The following is a 24,434-nucleotide window of genomic DNA, read 5'->3' on the forward strand; positions in this document are numbered from 1 at the left end:
GAACATGGTGGGATAATATTGAGCAATCTTCTCCACGTCAGGATTGCGTGGATAGTCGCCTTTCCGTTTTTTACTTCGCAGCGCCGCGCCCGTATCTTTCCAGCAAATCCGATTTCGCAGCCCAACGCTCTGGTCAGCCCGTGAAGATGACCGTCTTCTTGCCATTCGGCACCACTCGATCCTCAAGGTGATGGCGCACGGCACGGGCGAGTACGCGGCGTTCAATGTCGCGGCCTTTGCGGACGAGATCGTCCGGCGTGTCGCGATGCGAGATCCGTTCGACATCCTGCTCGATGATCGGCCCCTCGTCGAGGTCTGAGGTCACATAGTGCGCTGTCGCACCGATCAACTTGACACCTCGCTCATGGGCCTGGTGATAGGGCTTGGCGCCCTTGAAACCGGGCAAAAAGGAGTGGTGAATGTTGATGCAGCGCCCCGACAGCTTGGCCGCGAAACCATCGGACAGAATCTGCATGTAACGCGCCAGAACAACGAGATCCGTATTTGTCTCCTGCACGAGCTCCCAGATCCGTGCCTCCTGTTCCATTTTGGTCTGCTTGGTGACGGGCAAATGGTAGAACAGCAACTCGGCCAGATCGGTGGAGGCCAGATTCTCGCGGCCGTGGTTGGAAACGATCGCCGTCACCTCCATCGGCAATTCGCCGATGCGCCAGCGATAAAGCAAATCGGCCAGACAATGATCGAACTTGGAAACCAGCAGCATCACTCGCTTCGTTGCAGATCTCTGCCGCAGCGTAAATCTCATGGAGTGGCGCTCAGCGAGTTCCCCGATCGAGGCAGCGATTTCCGCCTCTGACTTAGCCTGCTCGCGACGGTCGAACACGACGCGCATGAAGAAATGACCGGTCTCGGTATCATCGAACTGCTGTGCGTCAACGATGTTACAACCGGCTTCGAACAGACGAGTCGAGACAGCCGATACGATGCCCGGACGGTCAGGGCACGACAAGACAAGGATCATTGAACGATCGGACATGGCAACCACCTGGCGGCGCCCTCGGAAACGGGGTTGAAGAAAGGCGAGGGTGAAAGTCACCCCCTGGAACGTGCGACGAGCAGCTCCGGGGCGATTATCTCTTCAACCTGGCGCAATTCGCCTTTCACTCGAGTGCGCTTTGAATCATAGAAGGGGCGAAGGGATGCGACGGCAGCGTGCCTTTCGCCAGCGATCTCGATCTCAAAACTGCCTTGAGACAGCCATTCGGCACTCACCCCACCTTCGGAATGCAGATATCCCATGCCGACACCGCAACCCAGCGTATGACCGAAGCCTGCGGAGCGCAGGTAGCCCACGAGCGATCCATTGCGCCAGACAGGCTCTGTTCCGAGCAGGAGCGGCACCGCCCGGGGCGCAGCCAATTGAATCAGGCGCCGCTGCGGAACCTGCGTCCGCTGTGATTCGAGGACCGTCCGCCCGATGAAATCGTGACCCTTGTTCCAAGCGATCGTGAACCCAAGCCCAGACTCGAGTGGGGTATCTTCATCACTCACGTCCGCGCCCCAATCGCGATAACCCGCCTCGAGGCGCAACGTGTTCAGTGCCACGTAGCCCGCGTGACGCACATTGAGATCGCGCCCCGCGGCGATCAGCGCATCATAGATACCCAGCGCCTGTTCGGTCGGGATGTGCAACTCCCATCCGAGCTCCCCGACGAAGGTCATCCGGAACGCAAGTGCCATCCCGTACCCAATCTCGATTTCTCGGAACGTCGCGAAGGGAAAGGTAGCATCAGAAAAGTCCGCCGGGCTCACGCGGATGAGCAACTCGCGCGAACGCGGCCCCATGACGGACAAACAAACGTAGCCCGACGAGACGTCGGCGACGAGCACGTGGCCTGCGTTTTTGGCATGCATTCGCAGCCAGGCGATATCACGGATACGCTGGACGGCCGCGGTGACCACCAAAAATTCCTCCTCGCCGATCCGCGCGATCGTGACGTCGGACTCCATGCCGCCTCGCTCGTTTAGCCACGGCGTGTACACCATACGACCGACCGGAACGTCAACATCGTTGGTGGAGAGGCGCTGAAGCAAGGCGAGTGCATCGCGGCCATGGACCAGCACATGCGCGAAGGACGTTTGGTCAAACAGCGCGACTCCCGAACGAGTCGCTACGTGTTCCGCAGCGCTCGCCTTGAACCAATCGTCACGGCCGAATGTGGCGTGGGTACTCGTCGGCGCGCCAGGCGCGCCAAACCATTGCGCCCTCTCCCAACCAGCAGCCTCGCCGAAGTTCGCCCCAGCGGCTGCGAGCCGGTCGTGCAACGGCGACACACGCACGTTGCGCGCCGTCCCGGGTGACTTGTGAGGCCAGTGCAAGGCCCAGAGATTGCCTACCGCCTCAACCGTTCGATCGCGCAAATATCGGCGGTTGCGCTGGAATGGCATCGCGCGTCGCACGTCCATTTCCCAGTAGTCATTGTCAGGGGCCCCCGTCGACATCCACTCGGCCATGACTTTGCCAGCGCCGCCGGAAGACTCAATACCGCAGGAATTGAATCCGGCAGCGACATAGAGACCAGCGATATCGGGCGCGGGCCCTAACAAGAAGCGATTGTCAGGCGTGAAACTTTCTGGGCCATTGAAATTGAGTTGCAGCCCCACGTTCTCCAACGCCGGCATGCGCCGCATGGCATTCATGAGGTAAGGCTCGATGTGCTCAAAGTCGTCAGGCAGCGAATCGAAACTGAAATCGCGCGGTATTCCATCCATACCCCACGGTTTGCCGTTGTTGTACTCGAAAAACCCCACCAACAACTTGCCCGCATCTGGTTTTGCGTAGAAGGCCGCATCCATGTCGCGGATCGTGGGTAGATCAGACGGCAAGTCCGCAATAGCCTCGGTTACTACATAGAAATGCTCTGCCGCGTGCAACGGCACCGTCCAGTTGAGATCGGCAGCCAGCGCCCGAGTCCACATGCCCGTGCAAATGACAGCCTTTTCGGTGCGCACGACGCCTTCGGAGGTCTCGACACCGGCTATTCGTCCCTTCTCCACCACGATCCGCGTCACCGGGGTACGTTCCAGGATTTTTGCTCCGCCCTGCCGAGCACCTGCTGCGAACGCGCGCGCCGTATCGATCGGGTTTGTCATGCCATCGGAGGGAATCCACGCGGCGCCAATTACATCGGCCACGTCGAGCAAAGGCACACGTCGCTTGGCTTCGGCAGCGTCAATCATCTCGACCTCAAGGCCAAAGGAGCGCCCCATAGACGCACCCCGCTTCAGCTCCTCGAGCCGCTCGGGTGTGGCGGCAATGGTTATCGACCCGCTTTGTCGAAAGCCTGTAGCCTGGCCCGTCAGCTTCTCGAGCTGTTTAAACAACTCCGCTGTGTATTGGGCCAGCTTTGCCATGTTTTCGGTAGCTCGAAGCTGGGTGACCAGCCCCGCGGCATGCCAGGTAGTGCCGCAGGTGAGCTGGTCGCGTTCGAGCAGCAGAACATCGCGATGCCCGAGACGGATGAGGTGGAAGGCGATGGACAGACCAATGATGCCACCGCCGACGATGACGTATTCCGCTTGGGAGGGCAGCTTGCTTTGCATTCCACAACTCAAAAAAGAGGACTAAATGACGGGCTTGGGCTCAAGCTCGGCGCATAGATCTCGGTGCAACCAGAAGGCGTTGACCGTCTCGAATTTCGGGGTACGGCGTATCGGCTGAAACTGGATCTGGAGATCGCTTCCGCGGTAGATGCGACCTCGCCCGATATACAGCACTTCGGCACAATTGCCGTGCCTGATAGTTGATGGCACACATCATCGCGCTATGGGCGATAGACCGCGCGGGGTGTACGCTAGCATGCAAAATTCGGTCTCCTACCCGCGCGCTTCTTATGCGGTCGCGTTGGGCCGGCCGGAAAGCGCTCCATCTCGCGCAAATACTATGGGACCCCGAGATCTGAATTTATTTAATGTGGGCATTCGCGAGGCAGAAATTCTGCGTCCAACCGCGAAAACGTGAAGCTTTTCTCGCAGCAGGCTGGCGCGAGCAACGTGACAAGACATCTGATCTTCACAAGTATCAGAGCGACACGACGCATAATAGCCGGTTCAACCCGGCGGCCGCAGCCGCGCGCCGACGATGTCACGTCAGCGCCGCTCCGATCGCGCTTTCTTGAGCGTGTTCTAGCTAGGCGATCGCCATGATCTCAGGATGATCAGCAGCAGCAGCGTCGGCTCGCTCACGAAGAAGATGCGAGCATCGAACGTGCACGTGGCGTGCAGCAGGATCTTATGGATGGCATAAGGGCCAGTAGGAGCAGAAGTCCAGCTCGCCTTCGCAGCGGTCACCCTTCGGATCGTGGATAGCGACCTAGAGCGTGGAACTGGTGCATCGTCACAGGCACCCAGGCTTGCTTCGAGCAAGTCCCTTGAACACAACGATTGCAAGGCGCGGCTTCAAGTGCGTTGCCCCAAGTTCTCCTAGGCCACCCTCTCCTCTGTGCATTCTTGCGCTATGGGGCGAGGTGGCAAAGTGTGGGGGCGTCCGGGGTCGGCACCAGCGACAAACCTCGTCGCGAAACTGCCGCATCAACTGTGTTCGCGAGCAAGTAAGCGACGGTCATGGGCCCGACACCACCTGGCACCGGCGTTATGTGGCTCGCGCGCTCGCTCGCTTCCGCAAAGGCTACGTCTCCGACCAGCTTGGCAGTGCCAGCCGAATCGATCGCACGATTGATGCCGACATCAATAACAATTGATCCTGCCTTGAGCCAATCGCCCCGCACCAGCCCCGCGCAGCCGGCCGCAGCGACGACGATGTCGGCGTTTCGACACAGGTCCGGCAGGTTTCTCGTCTGGAGCTGCGCACCGGTCACAGTGCATCCGGCATCGCCGAGCAGGATGGCCAGAGGTTTTCCGACGATATTCGAACGACCGATCACGACGACGTTAAGCCCGCTTAAGTCGCTCACGACGGTCTTGATGAGATGAACCACCCCAAGTGGCGTGCAAGGAACGAGAGCAGGTCGACCGGCTGCCAATCTTCCAACATTGTAGGGATGAAAGCCGTCCACGTCCTTGGCTGGGTTGATCGCTTCCAGCACGCGCCAACGGTTGATGTGCCCGGGCAACGGAAGCTGAACGAGAATGCCGTCAATGGCATCGTTGGTGTTAAGCTCCTCGATTAACTCCAGAAGCTCGGCTTCACCGACATTGCTCGGCAGCAGGAATTGCCGAGAGTTGAACCCCACAGCCTGCGCTTGCTTGGCTTTCGTCTTTACGTAAACCGAGCTCGCCGGATCCTTGCCTACAAGCACCACGGCCAAGCCGGGAATGACATTGCATTCGGCTTGGAGCAACGCCACATCGCGCGCGACACGAGCCCGAAGGGCCTCGGCGATGGCCTTGCCGTCAATTCGAATAGCATTCATGATTAGATCCTGAGAATGTTCTTAGGTTGGTTGACGAAACCGCCCATCGAAACACACTGCACGATTAGTGTGGGCTAATGACAGAATCCGGCGTAACAATTGTAGTGGCAAGATCCCCGGTGACGACGTGTCGCACTCATAAGACTTCAGAAGCGAGAGCCTTCGGTGCAGGTCCTGTCGCGCAGGGTCCTATAATGCACGAGCATACCTTTGATAAACGCGGTGCTCCGTGTGTGCGCCAATCCTCTATCGGCATTATGTGCATAGCCTCTTCTTTTTTCTCGCCGCCAAAACGCGCGTGAACGGCCATCGGACGGAAGAGTTGGCACTTGATCTACGTGATGGCGAAACGGCGCGCCCATCGGAGTGCTCCGCCGAGGTTTGTAGCGCTAATTCAATCTTGATTAGTGCAATGCGCCTAGGGTTGACGATTAAATCCCGCGCTTTAGCCGCCTGCCTTGGACAGATTCGATCGAATCGGCCTCATGGATGCAGCATTCGCATCGAAGCATTGTGAACCGTGTCCGGTGCTCGCTGTGCGAGCCGCTGATCCATTGTGCAGAAGCCGAGATTCGAGGTTGTATCGCTGAGCGGCTCCGTTTGGTGTTCACCGTAGACGGAGCACGCGGCCCAGTGGCGCGGTCATATGCGCTAACCGTCCGTGCGCTGCCGCGAGAAACCTCCAAACTCGTTGCGCAATGCTTCAGAATGGGCTCCGCAGCCGGGAATCGGTCGCAGTACCGGGGTCCTCTCTCCGTCAAAGATGGCGCCCGGTGCAATCACGCGAATATCGCCTGCCGGCGTCGGCACCGGTACCCGTCGTAGATGTGAATGCTGGGTCACGTCCTCGATCTGGTTGAGCCGTCCATACGCAAGTCCGGCGGCTTCCAGCTCGCTCATCGCTTCGTTACTCGACAGCTGCGCAAATCGACCAGCGACGATTTCATCCAAAGCAGCCCTGCTGCGGATTCGCTCCATGTTGTCCGCGAAACCGGGGCGGCGGTCAAGTTCCGAGCGCTTGAGAAACTTAGTGCAGAAATTGACCCATTCGCGGTCGTTTTGAACAGAGAAGATAATCTCTCTGCCGTCAGCGCAGCGGTATGCACCATATGGCGCTAGAGACGGGTGGTTTACGCCCGCTCGTGCAGTGTGATAGCCGCTGTAGTCGAACTGAAGCACGGGAACGTTCATCCAGTCCGCAATAGCGTCAAAAAGCGATACTTGAATCCTCACACCATTTCCGGTGCGCTCGCGTTGCAGCAGCGCCTGCAAGATGGCGTTGAGAGCGGTCATACCGGCTGAAATATCGCATACAGAAACGCCGACCCGGGCGGGTCCATGGGCCGTCCCGGTGATGGCGCAAAGACCGGTCTCGGCCTGCACGATCAGGTCATACGCCTTCAGATGCGACAGCGCGCCGCCGTCTCCGAATCCGGAGATGTCACATGTTATCAAGCGAGGAAAGCGCTTGCGCAGATCTGCAGAATCGAAACCGAGCTTGCTGATGCTACCTGGTTTGAGATTCTGAAGGAAAACGTCCGCCTGAGCAATCATCGCATCAAGAACTGCACGGTCTTGCTCGATGGTCAGATCGAGGCAGATCGACTCCTTACCACGATTGAGCCACACGAAATACGCACTCTGGCCCTGAACGAGCTTGTCGTAGTTTCGCGCGAAGTCGCCCTCGGGCCGCTCGACCTTGATGACACGCGCCCCAGCATCCGCAAGGCGGGAAGAAGCATAGGGAGCCGCTACGGCCTGCTCGACGGCAACGACTGTAATACCCTCAAGCGCCTTTGTCATGCCAATGCCGGTCTGACAGTCTGAACGCAGTTTTGGGAACGTCGATAGTTGAGAACAGAAAGTAATCTGCTCTGCTCGTTACCGACGATGGAAACGGCCTCATCGACACCCATTCCGGGTTTTGCGAGCATCATGTCAGCCTGAGTAGCCACAGCAATATTGACTGCAGCCCTCGTCGATAAATCAGTTTCGGTGCAGCTTCCACCAACATATGCTCCGACACCATTTTCCTTGCAAACCAATACAGCCTTGGCAGAGTCAGCGATCGAGCCAACGTCAGGCATCTTGATCTGAACGAGATGAGCAGCTTTTGCTTTGGCGAAGCTCCGGATGTCGTCAAGCGTATTGCATTGCTCGTCGACAACTACCCGGGCTTCCGTGCCGCGCCTGTCGAGAAGAGCGACGATCTTGGCGTACTCCTCAAGCTGAACCTCAGTTGACCCAAAGTCCGCTGGACATTCAATATGAAGCCTGTAACCGGGGACGTCATCCGCAACCCGTGTGATGAAATCGGCAATCTTTTGCGCCTCCATGCCGATCTCGAGCCCAATCCAACCGTAAACGTCAAAATGCAGGATGGGATGATACCCGGGCTCTCCGATTTCCCTTGTGCGTTTGGCAACCCATTTAACGAAGTCACGAAACGCTTCGCCGGAAGCGCCGAACTTTTCACGCGAGTTGATCAACCCATGTGGAAGCACGTCCACAGACTTGAGGATCATCTTATCGACGTTGATTTCGCGTGAATCCCCGCTCTGAGCGTAAAGCGGGACCGGCTTCTCCGGAAGGGCCAGGTGGTATTCCGAGCAAATCACTTCGGCAAGCGTGGTTCGGGCATTATGCGCAACAGCCCGAAGCAACGCCTGGCTCACGCCATATTCTATCGCAAGCGGTAGCCGCTTGCCCTGATCGTATGCGAGGACAGCTTCACAAGCAGCGAGGAAACTGGACACGTCGGCATTGAGAAGCCGCGGAATCACAACAGATCTGGTGAGGGCTTGGATTGTGTCGAGGTGAAATACCTGATCACGACCGCCTGCTCCTGAGTATTGCACGCTCATCATGTCGCCCCACACGATCACGTCGTCTGACAGGACGAGACCGATGCTGAGCGAACACGCGGGCATACGGACGGTTGTAAAGCCTGGCGTAAGGGGCGCCCCTAGATAGCGAAAACCATCATGAGCAACGCCGGCCCGTATTGCAGCTTGATCGTCATAGAAGAAGCTTCCGCTCCCCGGAGCGAGAATAACATCCTTGATGGTGGGAGACGTTCTCATTGTGTGCTCACTCTAGGCTTGTTCCGGCACTGGCCCGGCAATTCCATGGCTATGCCAAATGTGACAGCCACGCGCGTCCGTCGGCGGTTTTGGACGAGCCGTGGCTTCCAGCTGTCAAAGACCCTTCAGCACCTTAAACTCCGCGGGCGCTGGACGATGGTTGACATACAATGCCCCGCGCTGCGCGTTTGCCCATCTATAGGACTGGCCAACGCTTAACTGCCTCTCCTTGCCCCCAAGCATTGGGCACACGATCCGACAGCCACAGCTTTTGTTCTGTTGACGAGCTTTAGATTTTGGAAGGCTCTCAACCCTTCGGCACCCCCTTCGTAACCATAGCCGCTTTGCTTGACTCCGGCGTTTGGTGCGTCGGCTGAGACCCCCTTGAGGTGGTTGATGCTGATAGCCCCCGCAGAAAGACTACGGATCATCCGCGTCTGAATCTCAGGGGATTCGGTGAAGAAATAGGATGCAAGGCCGTACTCGGTCGCGTTCGCCTCCTCAATCGCCTCGTCAATCGTAGTGAAGGGCGCAACCGTCAGGATCGGTCCGAATGGTTCTTCGTGCAGCACTTGTGATTCAGGATGGACGTTGCTCAGAATTGTAGGCTCCCAATAAAAGCCCGGCCGATCGATCCGCTTACCGCCGGCTTCGACCCTTGCGCCCCGATCGACGGCTTCCTTCGTCAAGCGTTCCATGGCTGCAATGCGCCTTGCGTTGGCCATGGGTCCCATATCAGTCTCGGGATCGTCCGGCCGGCCGACCCTGATCTTTTCTGCCGCCCGAACGAGTTCTGCCAGGAAACACTCATAAATCGGCCGCGCGACAAGAATTCGGCTGGGAGCGTTGCAGCTCTGACCCGCGCATTCAAACTTGTAGTCGGATATTGCAGAAGCGGCCTGCGCGATGTCCGCATCTTCGAAGACAACGACGGGCGAGTGGCCGCCCAGCTCTAGAACGCAGCGCTGCAGATTGTTTGCCGCAATCTTTGCGAGCTGCTTGCCAACCGGCGTAGAGCCCGTGAAGGACAATGCTCGGATAATGGGCGAGCGGAGAAGGTGCTCAGAGATCATTGGCGGATCTCCGAACACCAGACTTACGACGCCGGGCGGAATCCCGGCCTCCTGCAAAGCCTCGACGATATAGACCCCTGCACTTGGCGTTTCTTCTGCCGCTTTGAGGATTACCGGGCAGCCGGCTGCAATACCGGCAGCAAGCTTCCGGGCGTTGAGGACGGCCGGATAATTCCACGGCGTGAATGCGGCAACGACACCAATCGCTTCCGGTACGATCACCCTTTTCTGGTCAATCGGAAGCGGGGCCGACAATTCGCCGGCGCAGGCACCATTCCACTCGAGCATTTCAATTGCACGCGCGTACTCGCCTTTCGCTTCGGCCAGGGTCTTGCCCTGTTCTCTGGAAAGAGCCGCTGCAGCAGCTTCGCTCTTTTCTTTCATAATTCGTGCGGCACGACCGACTAGCTTACCACGCGCCTCAGCCGGAGTATTGGACCATTGCAGAAAACTGTTTTGCGCAGACTTCAAAGCATCATCGAGATCGGCCGGGGAGGCAATGGCTACGCGACCGAATTCTTGCTCAGTGGCAGGATTGATAAGGGCCAGATCATCGCCACTACCGCCCGAGCGCCACGCCCCGTCGATAAATAGTTTGTAGTTCATGGTGTCGGACATACGTGGATCACCGCTCTGCCGTTGGTTATCTTACACTGCTTGGCAATGCCCATAGCTGGTGCTCGGGCAAGGTTCAGGATCACCGTCCTGGCACTCGGCCACCCAACGCGCTCGCATCCAACGCGCTCGCCGGATTCCAGCGAAACATTGATGTGATCCCCTCAATGTCTCGCCGAAGCGACGGCCGCCATTATCTCACGCGTCCATGCGAATGAGATTTGGATGATGGCGCGCAGATCAGCCTTCAGCGTTCGCGCCCAAGGAAACAACGACCGAATGCCTGCCGCCGTTCTAGATCTTCAGATCTTCTCACCATCACGGACGAGCTCGTCCATAACCGACCGGACCGCGCTTTCGGTGATCGAAACAATCTCATCGATTTCAGCCTTGGTGGTCACAAGCGGCGGAGCGAACCCAAGAATGTCGCCGTGCGGCATGGGGCGGGCAATCAGCCCCCTATCGCGGGCCGCCTTGGAGACGCGAGCACCAACCTTGAGCGATGGATCAAACCGCTTCTTCTCGTCGCGGTCGGCGACAAATTCGATCGCACCCATCAGGCCGACCCCGCGCACTTCACCAACGATCGGTAACTGCACGAACTTCTCTTTGAGCCGGGCCTGGAAATAGCCGCCGACTTCGCGGGCGTTGCCGGGAAGGTCCTCTTTCTCAACGATATCGAGAACGGCATTTGCGGTTGCGGCACCAATCGGGTGACCCGAATACGTGTAGCCATGCGAAAACGCACCGACCTTATCAGCACCGTCTTCCAACACCTTGTAGATCTTTTCGCCCACGATCGACGCGGATAGCGGAAAGTAAGCGGAAGTCAGGCCCTTGGCGGCGGTAATCAAGTCGGGTTCGATTCCGTAGTGTTGCGAACCAAACATCGACCCGGTCCGGCCAAAGCCAGTCACCACCTCGTCAGCGATCAACAAAACATCATGCTTCTTGAGAACAGCCTGGATCGCCTGCCAGTACCCGTCCGGAGGGGGGGTAATACCGCCAGTTCCGAGGACCGGCTCAGCGATGAAGGCGCCGACGTTTTCTGCGCCAAGGCGTTCGATGAGCTGGTCAAGCTCAGCCGCGCGACGCGCGGAGAATTCGCGCTCGGTCTCCTCCGGCTTCCCACCCCAATAATGGTGGGGGGCACCGGTGTGCACAATCTGCGACAACGGAAGATCCATTTGGTCGTGATAGAAGGTCATACCTGTCATTGAACCGGAAAGAACGCTGCAGCCGTGATAACCACGCTCGCGCGAGATGATCTTCTTCTTTTTCGGCTTCCCCCGTAGATTGTTATAGTACCAGACCAGCTTCGCCTGGGTCTCATTCGCGTCCGAGCCGGACATCCCGTAGAAGACCTTACTCATCTTTCCCGGCGCCATCTTGACGAGACGATCGGACAAGATCGCCAACTCATCGGTCGTGTGCGCCGCATAACAGTGATAGTAGGCAAGGCGGTAGGCTTGGCGCGAGATTGCTTCAGCGACTTCGGTGCGCCCATAACCAATATTGACGCAGTACATACCGGCAAAGCCATCGATGAGCTCGTTGCCGTGAGCGTCCTTGATTCGGATGCCCTTACCAGTTTCGATAATCGTGGGCTCACCAAGCTTGCCCGTCGCATAATCCTTGAGCTGTGTGAAAGGATGCAGGACGCCGTTTTTGTCCTTTTCGTTAATCTCTTTGATGTTGATGGTCATTGTGCACCACTCTCTCAAGCTGCAGGATTCGCAAAGCAGTCGTTTGGGCGCAAGAACTGCGGCGAGACCGCGCTTCGAAGTCCCACGCTGCCATTTGTTGAAATGCGCATGCGTTCAGGATACTGATGTCGCAAAGATATTTGCATCGTATCTCCTGTCGTTCGGAGGATTTCCTGCGCAACACAGGCATTTGGCGCTGCAATTCACCTTGGGGCTGGAGCCAATTATGCAGTATGATCGAACAGACGCGCGCATTCTTGAGATCGTGCAAAAGAACAACCGTCTAACTTCCGAGGTGATCGGCGAGATGGCCGGGCTTTCTGCCACCGCGTGTCAACGTCGACTGAAGAGACTCCGTTCGGAAGGTATCATCGAGGCCGACGTCTCAATCGTTTCGGCGAAGGCGGTCGGAAGACCCATTCAGATGCTTGTGATGGTGAGCCTTGAACGTGAGCGTTCGGATATCATCGACAGGTTCAAGAAGGCCATCAAATCCTCGGTTGAAGTCGTCAATGGATTTTACGTCACCGGCGACGCTGATTTTGTCCTCTACATTACCGCGCGTAGCATGGAGGATTATGAGCAGTTTACACGGCGATTTTTCTATGAGAACCCGAACATCAAGGGCTTCAAAACATTGGTTGTGGTGGACCGCGTAAAGGTCGGTTTTGCCGTTCCAATTGAAACTCCTCCCGAGGATTGACCAAGGCCTCGCGCAGATATCTCACTTCATGAATCCACCCATTGGCGCGCTTTTTCATAGCTCACTCGCATAGAACGCGAAAAACCTGCATTGTCGCTGCTTTACTCTGACTGCTTCCAAGGCGCCCGAGAGAATCTTGTTTGATTGATGTTTGGAAAGGTGAAACCAAAGCCGCGAACATGGCGTTTGGTTCAATTGCATCGAGCATCAACTTTGACGACGTCATCAAGGTGCTGAACTCAGACGTTCGACACCAAATAGCGACCTCAGTTTCAGGACCCTGACCGCAACTAATCCTCTCAGTTACAAACGGCATCGATCTTCAAATCAGGCGAAGGCAGACCCGTTTTCGTCCCATACGAGAAACGACGCGGGCGTGTCGGGCCAAATGGCAAAACAGTGCGACAGGTACTTCACCCTCACGCTTGTAGGGCGGGACGTGAATTCTCCCGCGCGCAATGTGCCAAATACCAATCATCAATGATGGCTCAGGACCTTGGCGTCTCTCATCACGCTTGCGAACGCAACGTCCACAAGTGGACGACTCTGAAACAGTGCTTCCCGAGCCGCTAGTGGCAGCTTACCTGGACAATGACCGATCTGCTCGACACTCAAGGCGGCCGGAGCGACAAGCGAGCCGATATCACCGGCCAGGTCGGACTACAGACCTTGAGCAGCGCTGGGATCACGGCTCCGCTACGATTCCCGGCATTCCGGCGAATTTGGGTTGCGAGCCTGCTCGCCAATCTCGGCAAGCTGATCCAGGGCGTCGGCGCAGCTTGGGCAATGACGCAGATGACGTCGTCCGCCGATAAGGTAGCGCTGGTACGGACGGCGCTCATGCTGCCCGTGATGCTGATTTCGATGCCGGCCGGCGCAATTGCGGACATGTATGACCGACGCATCGTGGCAATAGTTGCGCTCTCGATCGAGCTTTGCGGTGCAATCGGACTGGTTGTGTTTGATTGGCTAGGCCTCATCACGCCAAATTTGTTGCTGGCACTTTGCTTTTTGATCGGCAGCGGCCTCACATTGAGGGGGCCGGCTTGGCAATCTTCCGTCAGCGAGCAAGTGCCGGCCGAAGCGCTGCCAGCAGCTGTTGCGCTCGACGGCATCAGCTACAACATCGCGCGCAGCTTCGGGCCGGCACTCGGCGGTATTGTGGTTGCAATGGGGGGCGCAGTCGCAGCGTTTGCGCTTAACGCATTGCTCTATTTGCCGCTGAAGTTGGCGCTGTTCCTCTGGAAACGCATTCCGCCGTCGTCGCGGCTACCACGCGAGCAACTTGGTCGTGCGATTGTCTCGGGCGTGCGTTACATCACCAGTTCGCCGTCGATCAAGATTGTGCTGACCCGCAGCATGCTAATGGGCCTCGTCAGCGGCTCGCTTCTGGCGCTCATGCCGCTGGTTGCACGCGATCTGTTGCATGGTGGTGCGCAGACCTACGGTATCATGCTCGGCGTCTTTGGCTTTGGCGCCGTCCTGGGGGCGCTCGGACTTACTGAAGTGCGGAAGCGCATGAACGGCGAAGGCGCTGTGTGCGCCTGCACGCTCACTATGGCCGGCTCGACCGCGGTCGTGGCGTTGAGCCGCGACCCGATTCTGACCGCTGCCGCACTGGTCTTGGCTGGCGCTGGATGGATGATGGCACTGACGTTGTTTAATGTCGCCATACAGCTCTCCGCGCCGCGCTGGGTGGCGGGCCGTTCGTTTGCGGCCTACGAGGCTGCGATCTCGGGCGGCATAGCGATCGGCAGCTGGGGTTGGGGGCGTCTGACCGATGACGCTGGCGTTGCGGTTGCGCTACTGGCTTCCTCCGCCCTTACGCTGCTCTCCCCACTCATTGGGCTCCAGCTGCGCATGCCGCGCATCGGCGCCCGGGGTGAAGACGCCGAGGCGTTGGCGGATCCAGAGGTGCGACTAGCGCTCACCGATCGCAGTGGTCCACTCGTGGTCGAGATTGAATATAGGGTCGCGCAAGAGAGTGCGCGGACCTTTCACAACCTGATGCAGGAAGTGCAGCTCTCGCGTCAACGCAACGGCGCTTACGGCTGGTCGATCGCGCGCGACATCGCCGATGCCGAACTGTGGACCGAGCGCTATCACTGTCCGACATGGCTCGATTATTTGCGGCAACGCAGTCGCTCCACCCTGTCAGAGCGCGCGCTAGATCAGCAAGCGCTGGCTTTTCACATAGGCTCTGAGCGTGTCCGGATCCGCCGGATGTTGGAGCGTCCGTTCGGATTGGTTTGCTCGAGAGAGGACGTGTCCGGCCACGCCGCCAACTAACTCGCGCCTAGTGGTTGCAAGCAGGCAGGGGCCGCCAGTTATTGGCTAGAGGAGGCGATCATGAGTGACTCCTGGTCACCGACCTGCCTGATATCGGCACGAGAGACGACCAGGCAGAGGCACGGCCCTAATCGACCGCAATTGTTTGTTCAGAGCGACTCAGCGCGACGGTACAGAGACCCGTGATCCGGCCCGTTCCAGCTTTCACGTCAACTCAAACACTCAAGCTGTGTTGAGAGGATGAGCAGGTTTGCGTTGCAATCGATCTAGTCGCCGCGGACGAGCTTGGCGAAAACGACGCGCTCGATGCTGCGCGGGTCCGCAGATCGACGTTTTCGATGCGTGCATTTTGGCGCAACCAGCCAGTTTGAGGCGCATGGTCAGCGGCCTGGTCTCGTGTTCGGCGACTTCGCCGTGCCAGTCCGGAAATCGTGGCAGCTTTGGCAGAGCGCGACATCGTTCTCCTAGATGCGCCCGTGAGCGGCAGTCTCTCGGGGGCTTCCGAAGGTAAACCGACGATTATCGTCTCCGGGCCTGGTGAACTGCACGTAAAACCGGGTTTTCGACTCGCTTGGTTAGCGAGTCGTTATCGTGGTCGATCGACCGGGTCTTGGTTAGACTATGAAGCTGGTCACCAACTTTCCATCGGCGAATGCGCTCGCGCCGCATCTGCGGAGGCAATGGTTATCGGCGTCAAGGCAGGCTTGGATCCTGAGCGCATGTGGAAGTGCTTAATAACGGGTCTGGCAGAACCTCCACGACCAGCGATAGAACTCCAAACGATGTACCTCCGGGAATATTCAACCACGCTTCGAGAGGCCGGCCTTAAGGCTCACCCTCACGCACCTAGCGGATGATAATCAAGCTCGTCGGCGTTCAATTCCCCGAGCTGCTTGCAACCGGAGAAATGGCCCACTATCGGACCTCACACCATTCGAAAGCCCGTGCGATCATTTTTCGAAAGCCTGCGCGCCATCAAATCTGTAGGCTGTTCACCATCATCTCGGATCGCTTATCGCGGGCTCACCAAGGGGTAGCCGGGTGGGTCGCCAACGCCGGTTACGATTGTCCTAAGCTAGACACGAACGCCGCTTTCGAATGCCTCTATTTCAACTCGCGAAGCCGGAGTATCGAACGGTCGCGGATTGTGACCTTGCCCCCAGCCCGCACCCAGCGTTGCCGCATCCGCAACCACGGCGCCCCCCGATAAGCACGGTACGAGCCGGCTGGACACCGGGCCCAAGATCATTCAACAGCTTGCTCGCATACCTTTGTCTTCCAAGGCCGCATCCGGCAACCACGTTGGCGAGCAAGCCAGTGCCCTCGCTCGTCAGCACAATTAGCAGAAGCTCCCAATGAGGATCAGACAGCTTCATATAGTTGCCGCGCCGGGACCTGTGAGGCCGTTTGCTTGCTCCGGGTTACCGCTTCAAATAAATATAAACGAAGAGGATTTCGTTCCGTCGCAGCTTAGTCAATGAAATTTATAGTCTTAGGATAAGCTGACATATTGATGTAGCGGTGCGTTATTTCCTCATCCACCTCAATGTCTTTTATCGCGACAATGCTTATTGGCAAATACGCCGCGCCCCTTTCTGGGCACATTTTTGACTTACAGAGAATTGCTACGATCGAACACCTTGCCGATCACCTTATATGCTTCACGCTCGGTGTTTGAGCATCGACCACTTCCTTCGTTGTTGTGACCTTGGCGGTCTCCTCGTTGACCATCCAATCGACTTATGATCAACGGCGCACTTCACTCCTGATATCCTTAATCAATGCGACGTTTCGTCGAATTGTTGCTCGATACCAGATCTTTTGACCATCGCGATTTTTTCGGAGCTACTCGGTTCTTGTCACGTTGACTTTCAAGTCCACCAGAGAACAAGATCCGGCCGTGCAAACCCGAGAAAGTTGTTCAACAGAAGACGGCGCCTTCCGTTTGTTGATTGTGCGGTGACGGCGTGAATAAAGCCGCCGTCGATCAGGGCGATATCTCCCGCCCTGAGCTGAAAGTCGTGATTGGGAATTGCCTCAAGATAGCCTAACGAATACGGATATCCTGTAGTCTCCACGCCCTGCGACTTTCGGTCGACTACTGTGGGCTTGTGACTCCATATCCGCAAATTGCCGCCTTCCTCTGGCACGCGGAGATAGAAGTTGAGCGCGACTACGGTGTTCTTTGCTACCGCAGAAATCTCGGAATCATCTCCGGCATTCGACACTTGCGCGACGTCGTCGTGAGGCTCCAAGGCAAACAAGCCTGCGCCGGACCAGCAGAACGCCCGACAAATGTTAGCCTGGCCCCTCGCCGACCGGGCCAGTCGCAATTCGATATTCCGCTTGTGAAGCTCGCGCTTCAAAGCGTCGAATAATCCATGGACCGGATCAATGAAATCTCCAAAAAGAGCCTCGACGAAAGGGCGCACACTTTCAGACTCTGGATAGTAAGCTGCGGCGCTCGTTCTGTAGTGAGATGCGCCAACATATTGTCCAGGAACGCCATCTCTTCGTTCCTTTAGACCAGGATTGTGAGTGAAGTTCGCAGTGATTTCTTCGGCCACTTCGGTACTGAAGGCACGCCTTATGTGCAGGCCGTTGATCTCACCATTCAAAACCGCGATGACCTCCCCAATGCTGACAGAGCCTGTCCGATCTCGGACAGCAAGAGGCGAAATCGCTGGAGCCTTGGATATATGGTCAGTCACCATTTGCTTTCTCCTGTAATGCGTTATCGAGGATGGTGATGGCACGATCGAGTTCGCCGTCCGTAATGGTTATAGGCGGAAGGATCTTAATGACATCGCGATTCGGTCCTGAAGACTCGATCAACAGACCATTTTCAAATGCAACATCGTGAACACGGCCGACGACAGCCTGTGAGCGGCACTTAAGGCCAGCCATCAAGCCCCGGCCGCACTTTTGCTCGATACAATTGGGATATTTCTCAACGAGACGATCAAGATGCTCTTGCAATTTGACCGCTGTCTTTGCGACGGCTGCGACAAACTCCTTGTCCGACCACAATCTGCACATGGCCGTTGCAGTCACGAAGGCAAGATTGTTACCTCTGAAAGTACCGCTATGTTCCCCAGGATTCCATATGTCGATGTCAGGGCGAATCAAAACAATGGACAACGGATTGCCCGAAGCGCTTAGGGACTTCGAAAGGCACACAATGTCCGGTTGGAGTTTCGCGAACTCGAAGGAGAAGAAATCGCCCGTTCGTCCCGCACCTGCCTGAATGTCGTCGATGATCAAGACAACGTCGTGCTTGCGGCAAATCCGCTGAATTTCTTTGAGCCAAGCTGCGGATGCGGCATTCATGCCGCCTTCTGCCTGGATCGTCTCAAGAATGATTGCGGCTGGTTTTTCTATGCCGCTCCCTGGATCACCCAAGACGTAGTCGATGTAGCTTGCGGAGTCGAAAGAGCGGTTCGGATAACCGTCATAGGGGACGCGGATCACATCGTGGCGAGCAACTCCGCCTAGCTCTCTGGTCGACGCAGCACCTGATACCGCCAGTGATCCGAGTGACATGCCGTGAAACGCATTTGTGAAGGCCATCACGCTCGAGCGGCCCGTCACTTTTCGCGCCAACGCGAGCGCCGCTTCATTCGCGTTTGTGCCGGTTGGTCCAGGGAATTGAATCTTATAAGTAAGATCCCGTGGCTTCAGGACCGACTCAACGAACGCCTCTATGAATTCACGCTTTGCCACGGTGTACATGTCGAGCGACAAAAGGATGTTTCCGCTGGCGAGATACTCAATTGCTGGCGCGACGATATTCGGATGATTGTGTCCGTAGTTGAGCGCGCCGGACCCGACAAGAAAATCAAGATAGTTCTTACCGGCCTCGTCCCAGATTGTCGCACCAAGGGCCTTTGTAAATACTGTAGGAAACGAGCGGCCATAGCGCTGGACGTTAGACTCATAAGCTGAGAAAGCGTCAGTGTTCATTCTAAGAGCCAATCTGCTAAGAGGCGTCGCGTCTAGAGCGACACCCGATTTGGTTTGCGCAGGATATTCTTCACCCTAACCTCCGCGAAGCAGATACCGAGACCATGGGCCGCTCTACCCTTGGGCGCCTCGAGGTGCAACAAACGATATCGTTCACTAATTGCCGCATGCGTGGTGTTCTCGTTCGCAACGAGTTATTCCTGCAGTAAGCCCATTTCTATTCCGCTGCGGATAACAGAGCCACCACGATTACGTTTTGGTGTTGTGCCGCATGACGCAAGTCTCGAAACGGCTACTTCTACTTACCTGTGGACGGTGCACAAAGAAGCTACTAACGCTGGTAGTATTCTCAATTTCCGCCCGGAGCGAACGACTCTTACGATTTTGGCGTGTCTCATCTGCTGAGGAAACAATATCTATCTTCTAGAGTTTGATGACCTGTCTTACGATCGAATGGCTCGATCGATGGCTCCCAACGTGAGCCTTGGGGACGTGCATGCTGGCTCGCTCGCTTGGCCGAGTGCGTTGTCGCTATCCGCGCACCTGCTGCCGCTTAGCTCACAGCAAGGCGCGGAAGTTTCGTCGCGTTGGGATCGCCACTGCTGATCGAAGAACGGAGCGCTGGCCGGGCGCCCGCTGCTTCTGCTCAATTCACCCGCGCATCTGCATGCTTCCGAAGTTCCAGCCGGGCGATGGCGCGGCAATGCACCTCATCGGGACCGTCCGCCAAACGCATGGTCCGGACCAACGCATAGTCGCGCGCTAGGCCAGCGTCGTCGGCGACCCCCGCACCGCCAAAGGCCTGAATTGCATTGTCGATGACCTTGAGCGCCATGTTCGGTGCAGCCACCTTGATCATAGCGATTTCGAGCTGCGCGGACTTGTTGCCGACCTTGTCCATCATGTCGGCTGCTTTCAGACACAAGAGCCGGCTCATCTCGATGTCGATGCGCGCCTCAGCGATGCGCTGCTCCCAAACGGAGTGCTCGACGAGCTTTTTCCCGAAAGCAACACGGGATCCAAGTCGCGAGACCATCTTTTCCAAAGCCTCTTCGGCCTTGCCTATGGTGCGCATGCAGTGATGGATGCGACCCGGGCCGAGCCGACCTTGCGCGATCTCAAAGCCCCTGCCCTCGCCCAGCAACAGATTGCTTGCAGGCACGCGGACATTCTCGAGCAGCACCTCGCCGTGGCCCTGTGGCGCATCGTCATAGCCGAAAACGGGCAGCATTTTTTCGATTTTGACGCCGAGGGTGTCTAAAGGTACCAGAATCTGCGACTGCTGCTGGTGGCGCGGTGCCTTGAAGTCGGTCTTGCCCATCACGATTGCTATCTTGCATCGGGGATCGCCCACACCGGACGACCACCATTTGCGGCCGTTGATGACATAATGATCGCCGTCGCGCTCGATCCGCGTTTCGATATTGGTAGCGTCGGACGAAGCCACGGCAGGTTCCGTCATCAAGAAGGCAGAGCGGATCTCACCGTCCATTAAAGGCTTGAGCCACTTCCGCTTCTGCTCCTTTGTGCCGTAGCGGACTAGGACTTCCATATTGCCTGTGTCGGGTGCTGAGCAGTTAAATACCTCCGAAGCCCAGCCTATACGACCCATCTCTTCCGCAAGCGGCGCGTACTCCAAGTTTGCCAACCCAGCTCCGCGGAATTCATCGTCGTCATCGAGTGATGGTGGCAGAAACAAGTTCCACAAGCCGTCCGCGCGAGCTTTCTTCTTCAGATCCTCCACTACGGAGATCAGCTTCCACCGATCACCCTCCTCATCCTGTTGCTTGTAGACAGTCATCGCGGGTCGGACATGATTGTTCATGAACAATTGCACGCGGTGCAACCATTCCTTCTGGTTCGGCGACATCGTGAAATCCATGGGACGAGCTTCTTTCTGGGCTTGCGCACTTGTTTTACCGAGCGGCCGCATCGCAACGCCTGCTGGCGTCTTTGCGCGACGACGAGCGTACGACGGGTCAAGTTGTCACCGCGCGATCGCGTACTGGCAACCGCCCTTCAAGCCAAGGTTATCCAGCTTCAGCCACTTCATGCGCAACTCCCAAACTTGAGGGGCCACACGAGCGATCAGCTTCAATCGCCAGTCTTGCTGTGTTGGGCCTCTTGTGCCATCGGCGAGCAAAGCGCGAATCTTAGCGAGCGGGATTCTTGCGCTTCCAGTATTTCACCACTGGCCGCATTCATGACAGTCCTCAATCTCGAGCGGTGCCCGGAATCGGCGGTTCCGACCCTGCCCTCGATCCGAACGGTCACCAAGAAAGCGCAGATAACCTGATCAGCGCCCATCTCATCATGGCGCATGGGCAGAGGCAGACCACCGCGGTGGGAACGCCCGTCGACGTTTCGCGCCGGTACCAGCCGTCAGCGTCCGGAGTAAGATACAAATCTCAGAGCAAAATGGGAAATTGTTAGCTAGGTCCCGCACCAGAGTTTGATCAGCGACGACCTCTGAATCCGGCTCCCCCGATGCAGGATCGTCTTCGTGAGCAGTCGATCAGCCATCGTGCGAGTTTCGCGTTCTAATTATTCAAGGCGGCAATCTCAGCATCCGTGGCAACCGGCCGCGCAGTGATCACTTGGCCAGCTAGATTGAGGTGCTCGTTTCGGCCAGTCCAGGTTCAAGGCCTTGTCGATCCGTTGGATGAGTTAGGCAGGAAACGGACGTTGTGCTTGCACCAAGGCGCAGTCTTCCAGTCGAGGCCTGTGTGGCAGATACAGTCACAAAGCGGGCGCTATGTTCTGACGTGGTTGTACGTCTCCTGATGATTCCGAACTTGCCAAGCCGCGGGGGAAACCAGCGGGAGTAAGATCATAAAGGAATCGCTGTGACATTGATTGATTCCGTCGGCGGCCCGGATGCCGTATGAACTTCGGGTGCCGAACCTGCAAGGCGTCAAGCAGGTGGACGCACAAGGCGAGACGCCGCACGAAGCCGCCGGACGTGCGGAACATAGGTTCGGCCACTTTGGCACCGCGGCGATGATAGCTACCTGTCCGATCGCCTGCCGCGATTGAGATCGCCATTGAGGGAGAAAATTGGCCCCCTGCTGCTAGCTGTTCAATCACCGTCGACTCCGAGGGGCGAGGCGCCATCTGCATGGCCAAGCCTCAATTCTGGATAGGGCCTTCTCGAACAGTACCCGCAAATCGGAAGCACACTTTTCAACGTCAAATGCTCCCCAGTTAACACCGCTCCTCGCGGTGGGACATAATGCCGGCCTGTGCGTAGCGCGTGTCATAGTAGACCGATCAGCGGGCCGCCATCACGCCGCCCCTGACCATCTGTCGGTTTGATGCTTGATATGCGCGGTGAGACAACCAGCCTTACCAAGGGATGCATCGTCGTCGCCGATTAGCCGGCTCAACGTGTTGTCTCGATCGCCGAAATACTTAACGGCGTAATATTGAGTTGCCCAACTGTCCCAGATCGCAACGTCTCCCGACTTCCAGCTCCAGTGCACGGTATTTTGCGGCGCGGTAAGGTAGGATTGAAGTAGGTTGAATAGCCTTTCGCTTGTACGCTTCTGTAGGCCGACGAAATATTGTACGAAATGTCCGAGCATGAGCATCCGTTCGCAAGTCTCGGGATGAGCACAGACCACCGGATGAGCGAAGACGCCGTCTAGATGAAGCCGGTCCGCCTCTGCGGCGCCCCCGCTCACGGCGCAATGATGGTCACTGTAGTGCACGGCCCAAAGGTCGTCGGCGAGCATCCGTAGCGGCTCCGGAAGATCAAGGTATGCGGCCGCAGTACTCGACCAAACGATGCCGCCACCAACGAGGTTGGGCAGAACCGGAATATTTGAGCATGCCTCACCGATGCTGACATCCATGTGGATTTGGTTGGCAGAACGGCTGCTGCCGACCGACGCCATTGCTAACCATGCTGCCCCGATTCCACGGACTGTCGAACGCGGTATGAGCGAACCAAGTCGGACGGCAAAGCGCTGCCGCTCGGCGTCATCCAGGTGCGCCTGATCACGGAAGAGGATGACCTTGTGCGCGAGGAGCAATCGAGCAATGGCTTGGACTGCTTCGTCTGACAACTCATCGGAGAGTCTGATGTTCTTGATCTCGCTACCTAGTCGGGTTCCGTGCTTGACGATGTCCGCTCGCGGAATGATGTCGATGATGGTCGTATCGCTCATGATCATGACCTCACTATCGTGACACTAAACAAACTCTACGCACATGGTTGGCAGAATTGACGGTGGAAGCTCACCCGGCATACTCTGGGTACTGCCGCCCGTTTACTCAGCCGCAATGTCTTCTCGTGGAGAACACCGGTAAAAGCCATGTCATTGGCGGTCATCGCGCGGTCGCGATCAGAACCTAATCGAAAGTGAGCACCCACGGACATCATTGTCAGAATGGACCTGCTGGACCCATCATTCTAGCTTCGCAAATCTTACGTACATTCGGCGTCCCGTCCATGAAACGAAACCATTCTTCTTTCCGACCAAGCGCAATGTTCGCTTCGTCAGCAAGCCTGCTCCTAAAATTTTCTTGAAATAACTGCCTAGCCAACGGAGCTACTGCAATAGGCACACTCATGGCCACAAGCGGACGAGGTGGATAGCGCGTGAGCTTAAGTCGTCAGAGCATCTCAATTTGGAGCCGCCCGCGACACTCTACCATAGATTGTCTTATTTCGGAATTAGAACTGACGCGCAAGTAACAAGTTCTTGTTCGGAATATCCATTATAATGTGTGCTTCGTTCATCGAGGCGTCACGCATGGCCGGGGATTTTGGAGAAATGAAATGATGCAACATCCCGAGCCCAGTCGTGCTTCAGGGGCCTCCGAGCGAGTCGTTGCGCCGTAGTCCCTGGCTTATTCCACCTTTCGACTCATCTTTGACGCCGAATGTTATTCGAGAAACCTCCCCATGAATGGTAGATCAGACTATCCAGGAAGAGTTCAACGAAGGTACGAAGCTGTACTAGATCCCCGGCTTGACAACCACACGCTGGTTAACAGGGCTAAGGCGACACTCCGGACGGAAGAAGGTCCGTCTAACTCACTGTCAGAATTCGAAATTATAAATGATCAAGGACGCGTTACCAGACCGATCGTACGAGGATGCCGTCTTCCAGTTTTGGCCGCATTCGAGCACAAGGTTCTTATCTGCAGACCTCCAAGCTACCACGGCCTCGCCAATCGAACGGCAACTCCGCAGCCCGAGAGCCCAACCCCGCGCATGAGCCAGACCAACAAATTACTTACCGCGCGTAGGTGCCGCAAGGTTGGCAAGCACCGATGAGAACGGATGGTGCGCGTTCGTCACGGACGTCAGACCTTCGTCGATCAGCTGACCGGATGCACAGACCGCCACGCTGCTCAACAGAGCATGGCGTGTATAACTGGGGCGTTGAACTTGACGTGTTTCGCATATCTTGCACTTCCGCACGGGCCGGCTAATTCCCCGACTTTAATTTCTACGTATCTATCCTCCTGGACAGCTCGCTATTTGTTGCGCAAATACGAAACGGTCGACCCCGTTTTACGTCGGGCGATTCGCCAGACGGAACCCTTTCGATGGGGACTCGGATACGAACCGCGTGTCGCGCGCCATGGAAAACTGCCCC

15 protein-coding genes are annotated in these 24,434 nt (G+C 57.0%); 4 read left to right on the forward strand and 11 right to left on the reverse strand.

All coding sequences use genetic code 11. The annotated features are described in order from the left end of the window. Positions 1–133: 133 nt before the first annotated feature. From purU to AKL29_RS24755, 7 genes are all read right to left on the reverse strand, one after another. Positions 134–997, reverse strand: coding sequence for a formyltetrahydrofolate deformylase (gene purU, locus AKL29_RS24725; RefSeq protein ID WP_050385967.1), 864 nt, complete (start codon positions 995–997; stop codon positions 134–136). Between the two features lie 56 nt (positions 998–1,053). Beyond that, positions 1,054–3,564: a GcvT family protein gene (locus AKL29_RS24730; protein WP_050385968.1), complete on the reverse strand. Its 2,511-nt coding sequence runs from the start codon at positions 3,562–3,564 to the stop codon at positions 1,054–1,056. Positions 3,565–4,475: 911 nt separating this feature from the next. Continuing rightward, positions 4,476–5,393: a bifunctional methylenetetrahydrofolate dehydrogenase/methenyltetrahydrofolate cyclohydrolase FolD gene (folD, locus tag AKL29_RS24735; RefSeq protein WP_050385969.1), complete on the reverse strand. Its 918-nt coding sequence runs from the start codon at positions 5,391–5,393 to the stop codon at positions 4,476–4,478. 651 nt (positions 5,394–6,044) lie between these two features. After that, on the reverse strand, positions 6,045–7,196 hold the full coding sequence (locus AKL29_RS24740) for a CaiB/BaiF CoA transferase family protein (RefSeq protein WP_050385970.1): 1,152 nt from the start codon (positions 7,194–7,196) through the stop codon (positions 6,045–6,047). Continuing rightward, positions 7,193–8,476 (reverse strand): methylaspartate ammonia-lyase, encoded by a 1,284-nt coding sequence (locus tag AKL29_RS24745; RefSeq protein WP_050385971.1) that lies wholly within the window; start codon positions 8,474–8,476, stop codon positions 7,193–7,195. The genes AKL29_RS24740 and AKL29_RS24745 overlap by 4 nt, the downstream gene beginning before the upstream one ends. A 215-nt stretch (positions 8,477–8,691) precedes the next feature. After that, positions 8,692–10,167, reverse strand: coding sequence for an NAD-dependent succinate-semialdehyde dehydrogenase (locus tag AKL29_RS24750; protein ID WP_050385972.1), 1,476 nt, complete (start codon positions 10,165–10,167; stop codon positions 8,692–8,694). Between the two features lie 299 nt (positions 10,168–10,466). Beyond that, positions 10,467–11,870: an aspartate aminotransferase family protein gene (locus AKL29_RS24755; protein ID WP_050385973.1), complete on the reverse strand. Its 1,404-nt coding sequence runs from the start codon at positions 11,868–11,870 to the stop codon at positions 10,467–10,469. 226 nt (positions 11,871–12,096) lie between these two features. Here AKL29_RS24755 and AKL29_RS24760 point away from each other — a divergent pair, with 226 nt between their 5' ends. From AKL29_RS24760 to AKL29_RS46735, 3 genes are all read left to right on the forward strand, one after another. Further along, a complete protein-coding gene (locus AKL29_RS24760; protein WP_050385982.1) occupies positions 12,097–12,573 on the forward strand; it encodes an Lrp/AsnC family transcriptional regulator in 477 nt (158 codons plus the stop codon). A 591-nt stretch (positions 12,574–13,164) separates the two neighbouring features. After that, entirely contained in the window at positions 13,165–14,862 is a 1,698-nt protein-coding gene (locus AKL29_RS24765) for an MFS transporter (RefSeq protein WP_082190701.1), read from the forward strand. 431 nt (positions 14,863–15,293) lie between these two features. Continuing rightward, the gene (locus AKL29_RS46735) at positions 15,294–15,719 is read left to right on the forward strand and encodes an NAD(P)-binding domain-containing protein (RefSeq protein WP_160321784.1); all 426 of its coding nucleotides are present in this window, start codon (positions 15,294–15,296) and stop codon (positions 15,717–15,719) included. A 1,014-nt stretch (positions 15,720–16,733) separates the two neighbouring features. Here the strand turns inward: AKL29_RS46735 and AKL29_RS24770 are convergent. From AKL29_RS24770 to AKL29_RS24790, 4 genes are all read right to left on the reverse strand, one after another. Further along, entirely contained in the window at positions 16,734–17,576 is an 843-nt protein-coding gene (locus AKL29_RS24770; protein ID WP_050385974.1) for a 2OG-Fe(II)-dependent halogenase WelO5 family protein, read from the reverse strand. After that, the gene (gene ectB / locus AKL29_RS24775; protein ID WP_050385975.1) at positions 17,566–18,825 is read right to left on the reverse strand and encodes a diaminobutyrate--2-oxoglutarate transaminase; all 1,260 of its coding nucleotides are present in this window, start codon (positions 18,823–18,825) and stop codon (positions 17,566–17,568) included. The genes AKL29_RS24770 and ectB overlap by 11 nt, the downstream gene beginning before the upstream one ends. Positions 18,826–19,471: 646 nt before the next feature. Next, complete coding sequence (locus AKL29_RS24780; RefSeq protein WP_050385976.1) at positions 19,472–20,707, reverse strand: acyl-CoA dehydrogenase family protein; 1,236 nt, start codon at positions 20,705–20,707, stop codon at positions 19,472–19,474. 1,402 nt (positions 20,708–22,109) lie between these two features. Continuing rightward, on the reverse strand, positions 22,110–22,994 hold the full coding sequence (locus AKL29_RS24790) for a TauD/TfdA dioxygenase family protein (RefSeq protein ID WP_082190703.1): 885 nt from the start codon (positions 22,992–22,994) through the stop codon (positions 22,110–22,112). 1,121 nt (positions 22,995–24,115) lie between these two features. On the opposite strand from AKL29_RS24790, the gene AKL29_RS41090 reads away from it, so the two are divergent. Beyond that, on the forward strand, positions 24,116–24,434 hold a 319-nt coding region (locus tag AKL29_RS41090), incomplete at its 3' end, for an autoinducer binding domain-containing protein (protein ID WP_193395249.1).

This window comes from Bradyrhizobium pachyrhizi (assembly GCF_001189245.1).
GTDB classification, from domain to species: domain Bacteria; phylum Pseudomonadota; class Alphaproteobacteria; order Rhizobiales; family Xanthobacteraceae; genus Bradyrhizobium; species Bradyrhizobium pachyrhizi.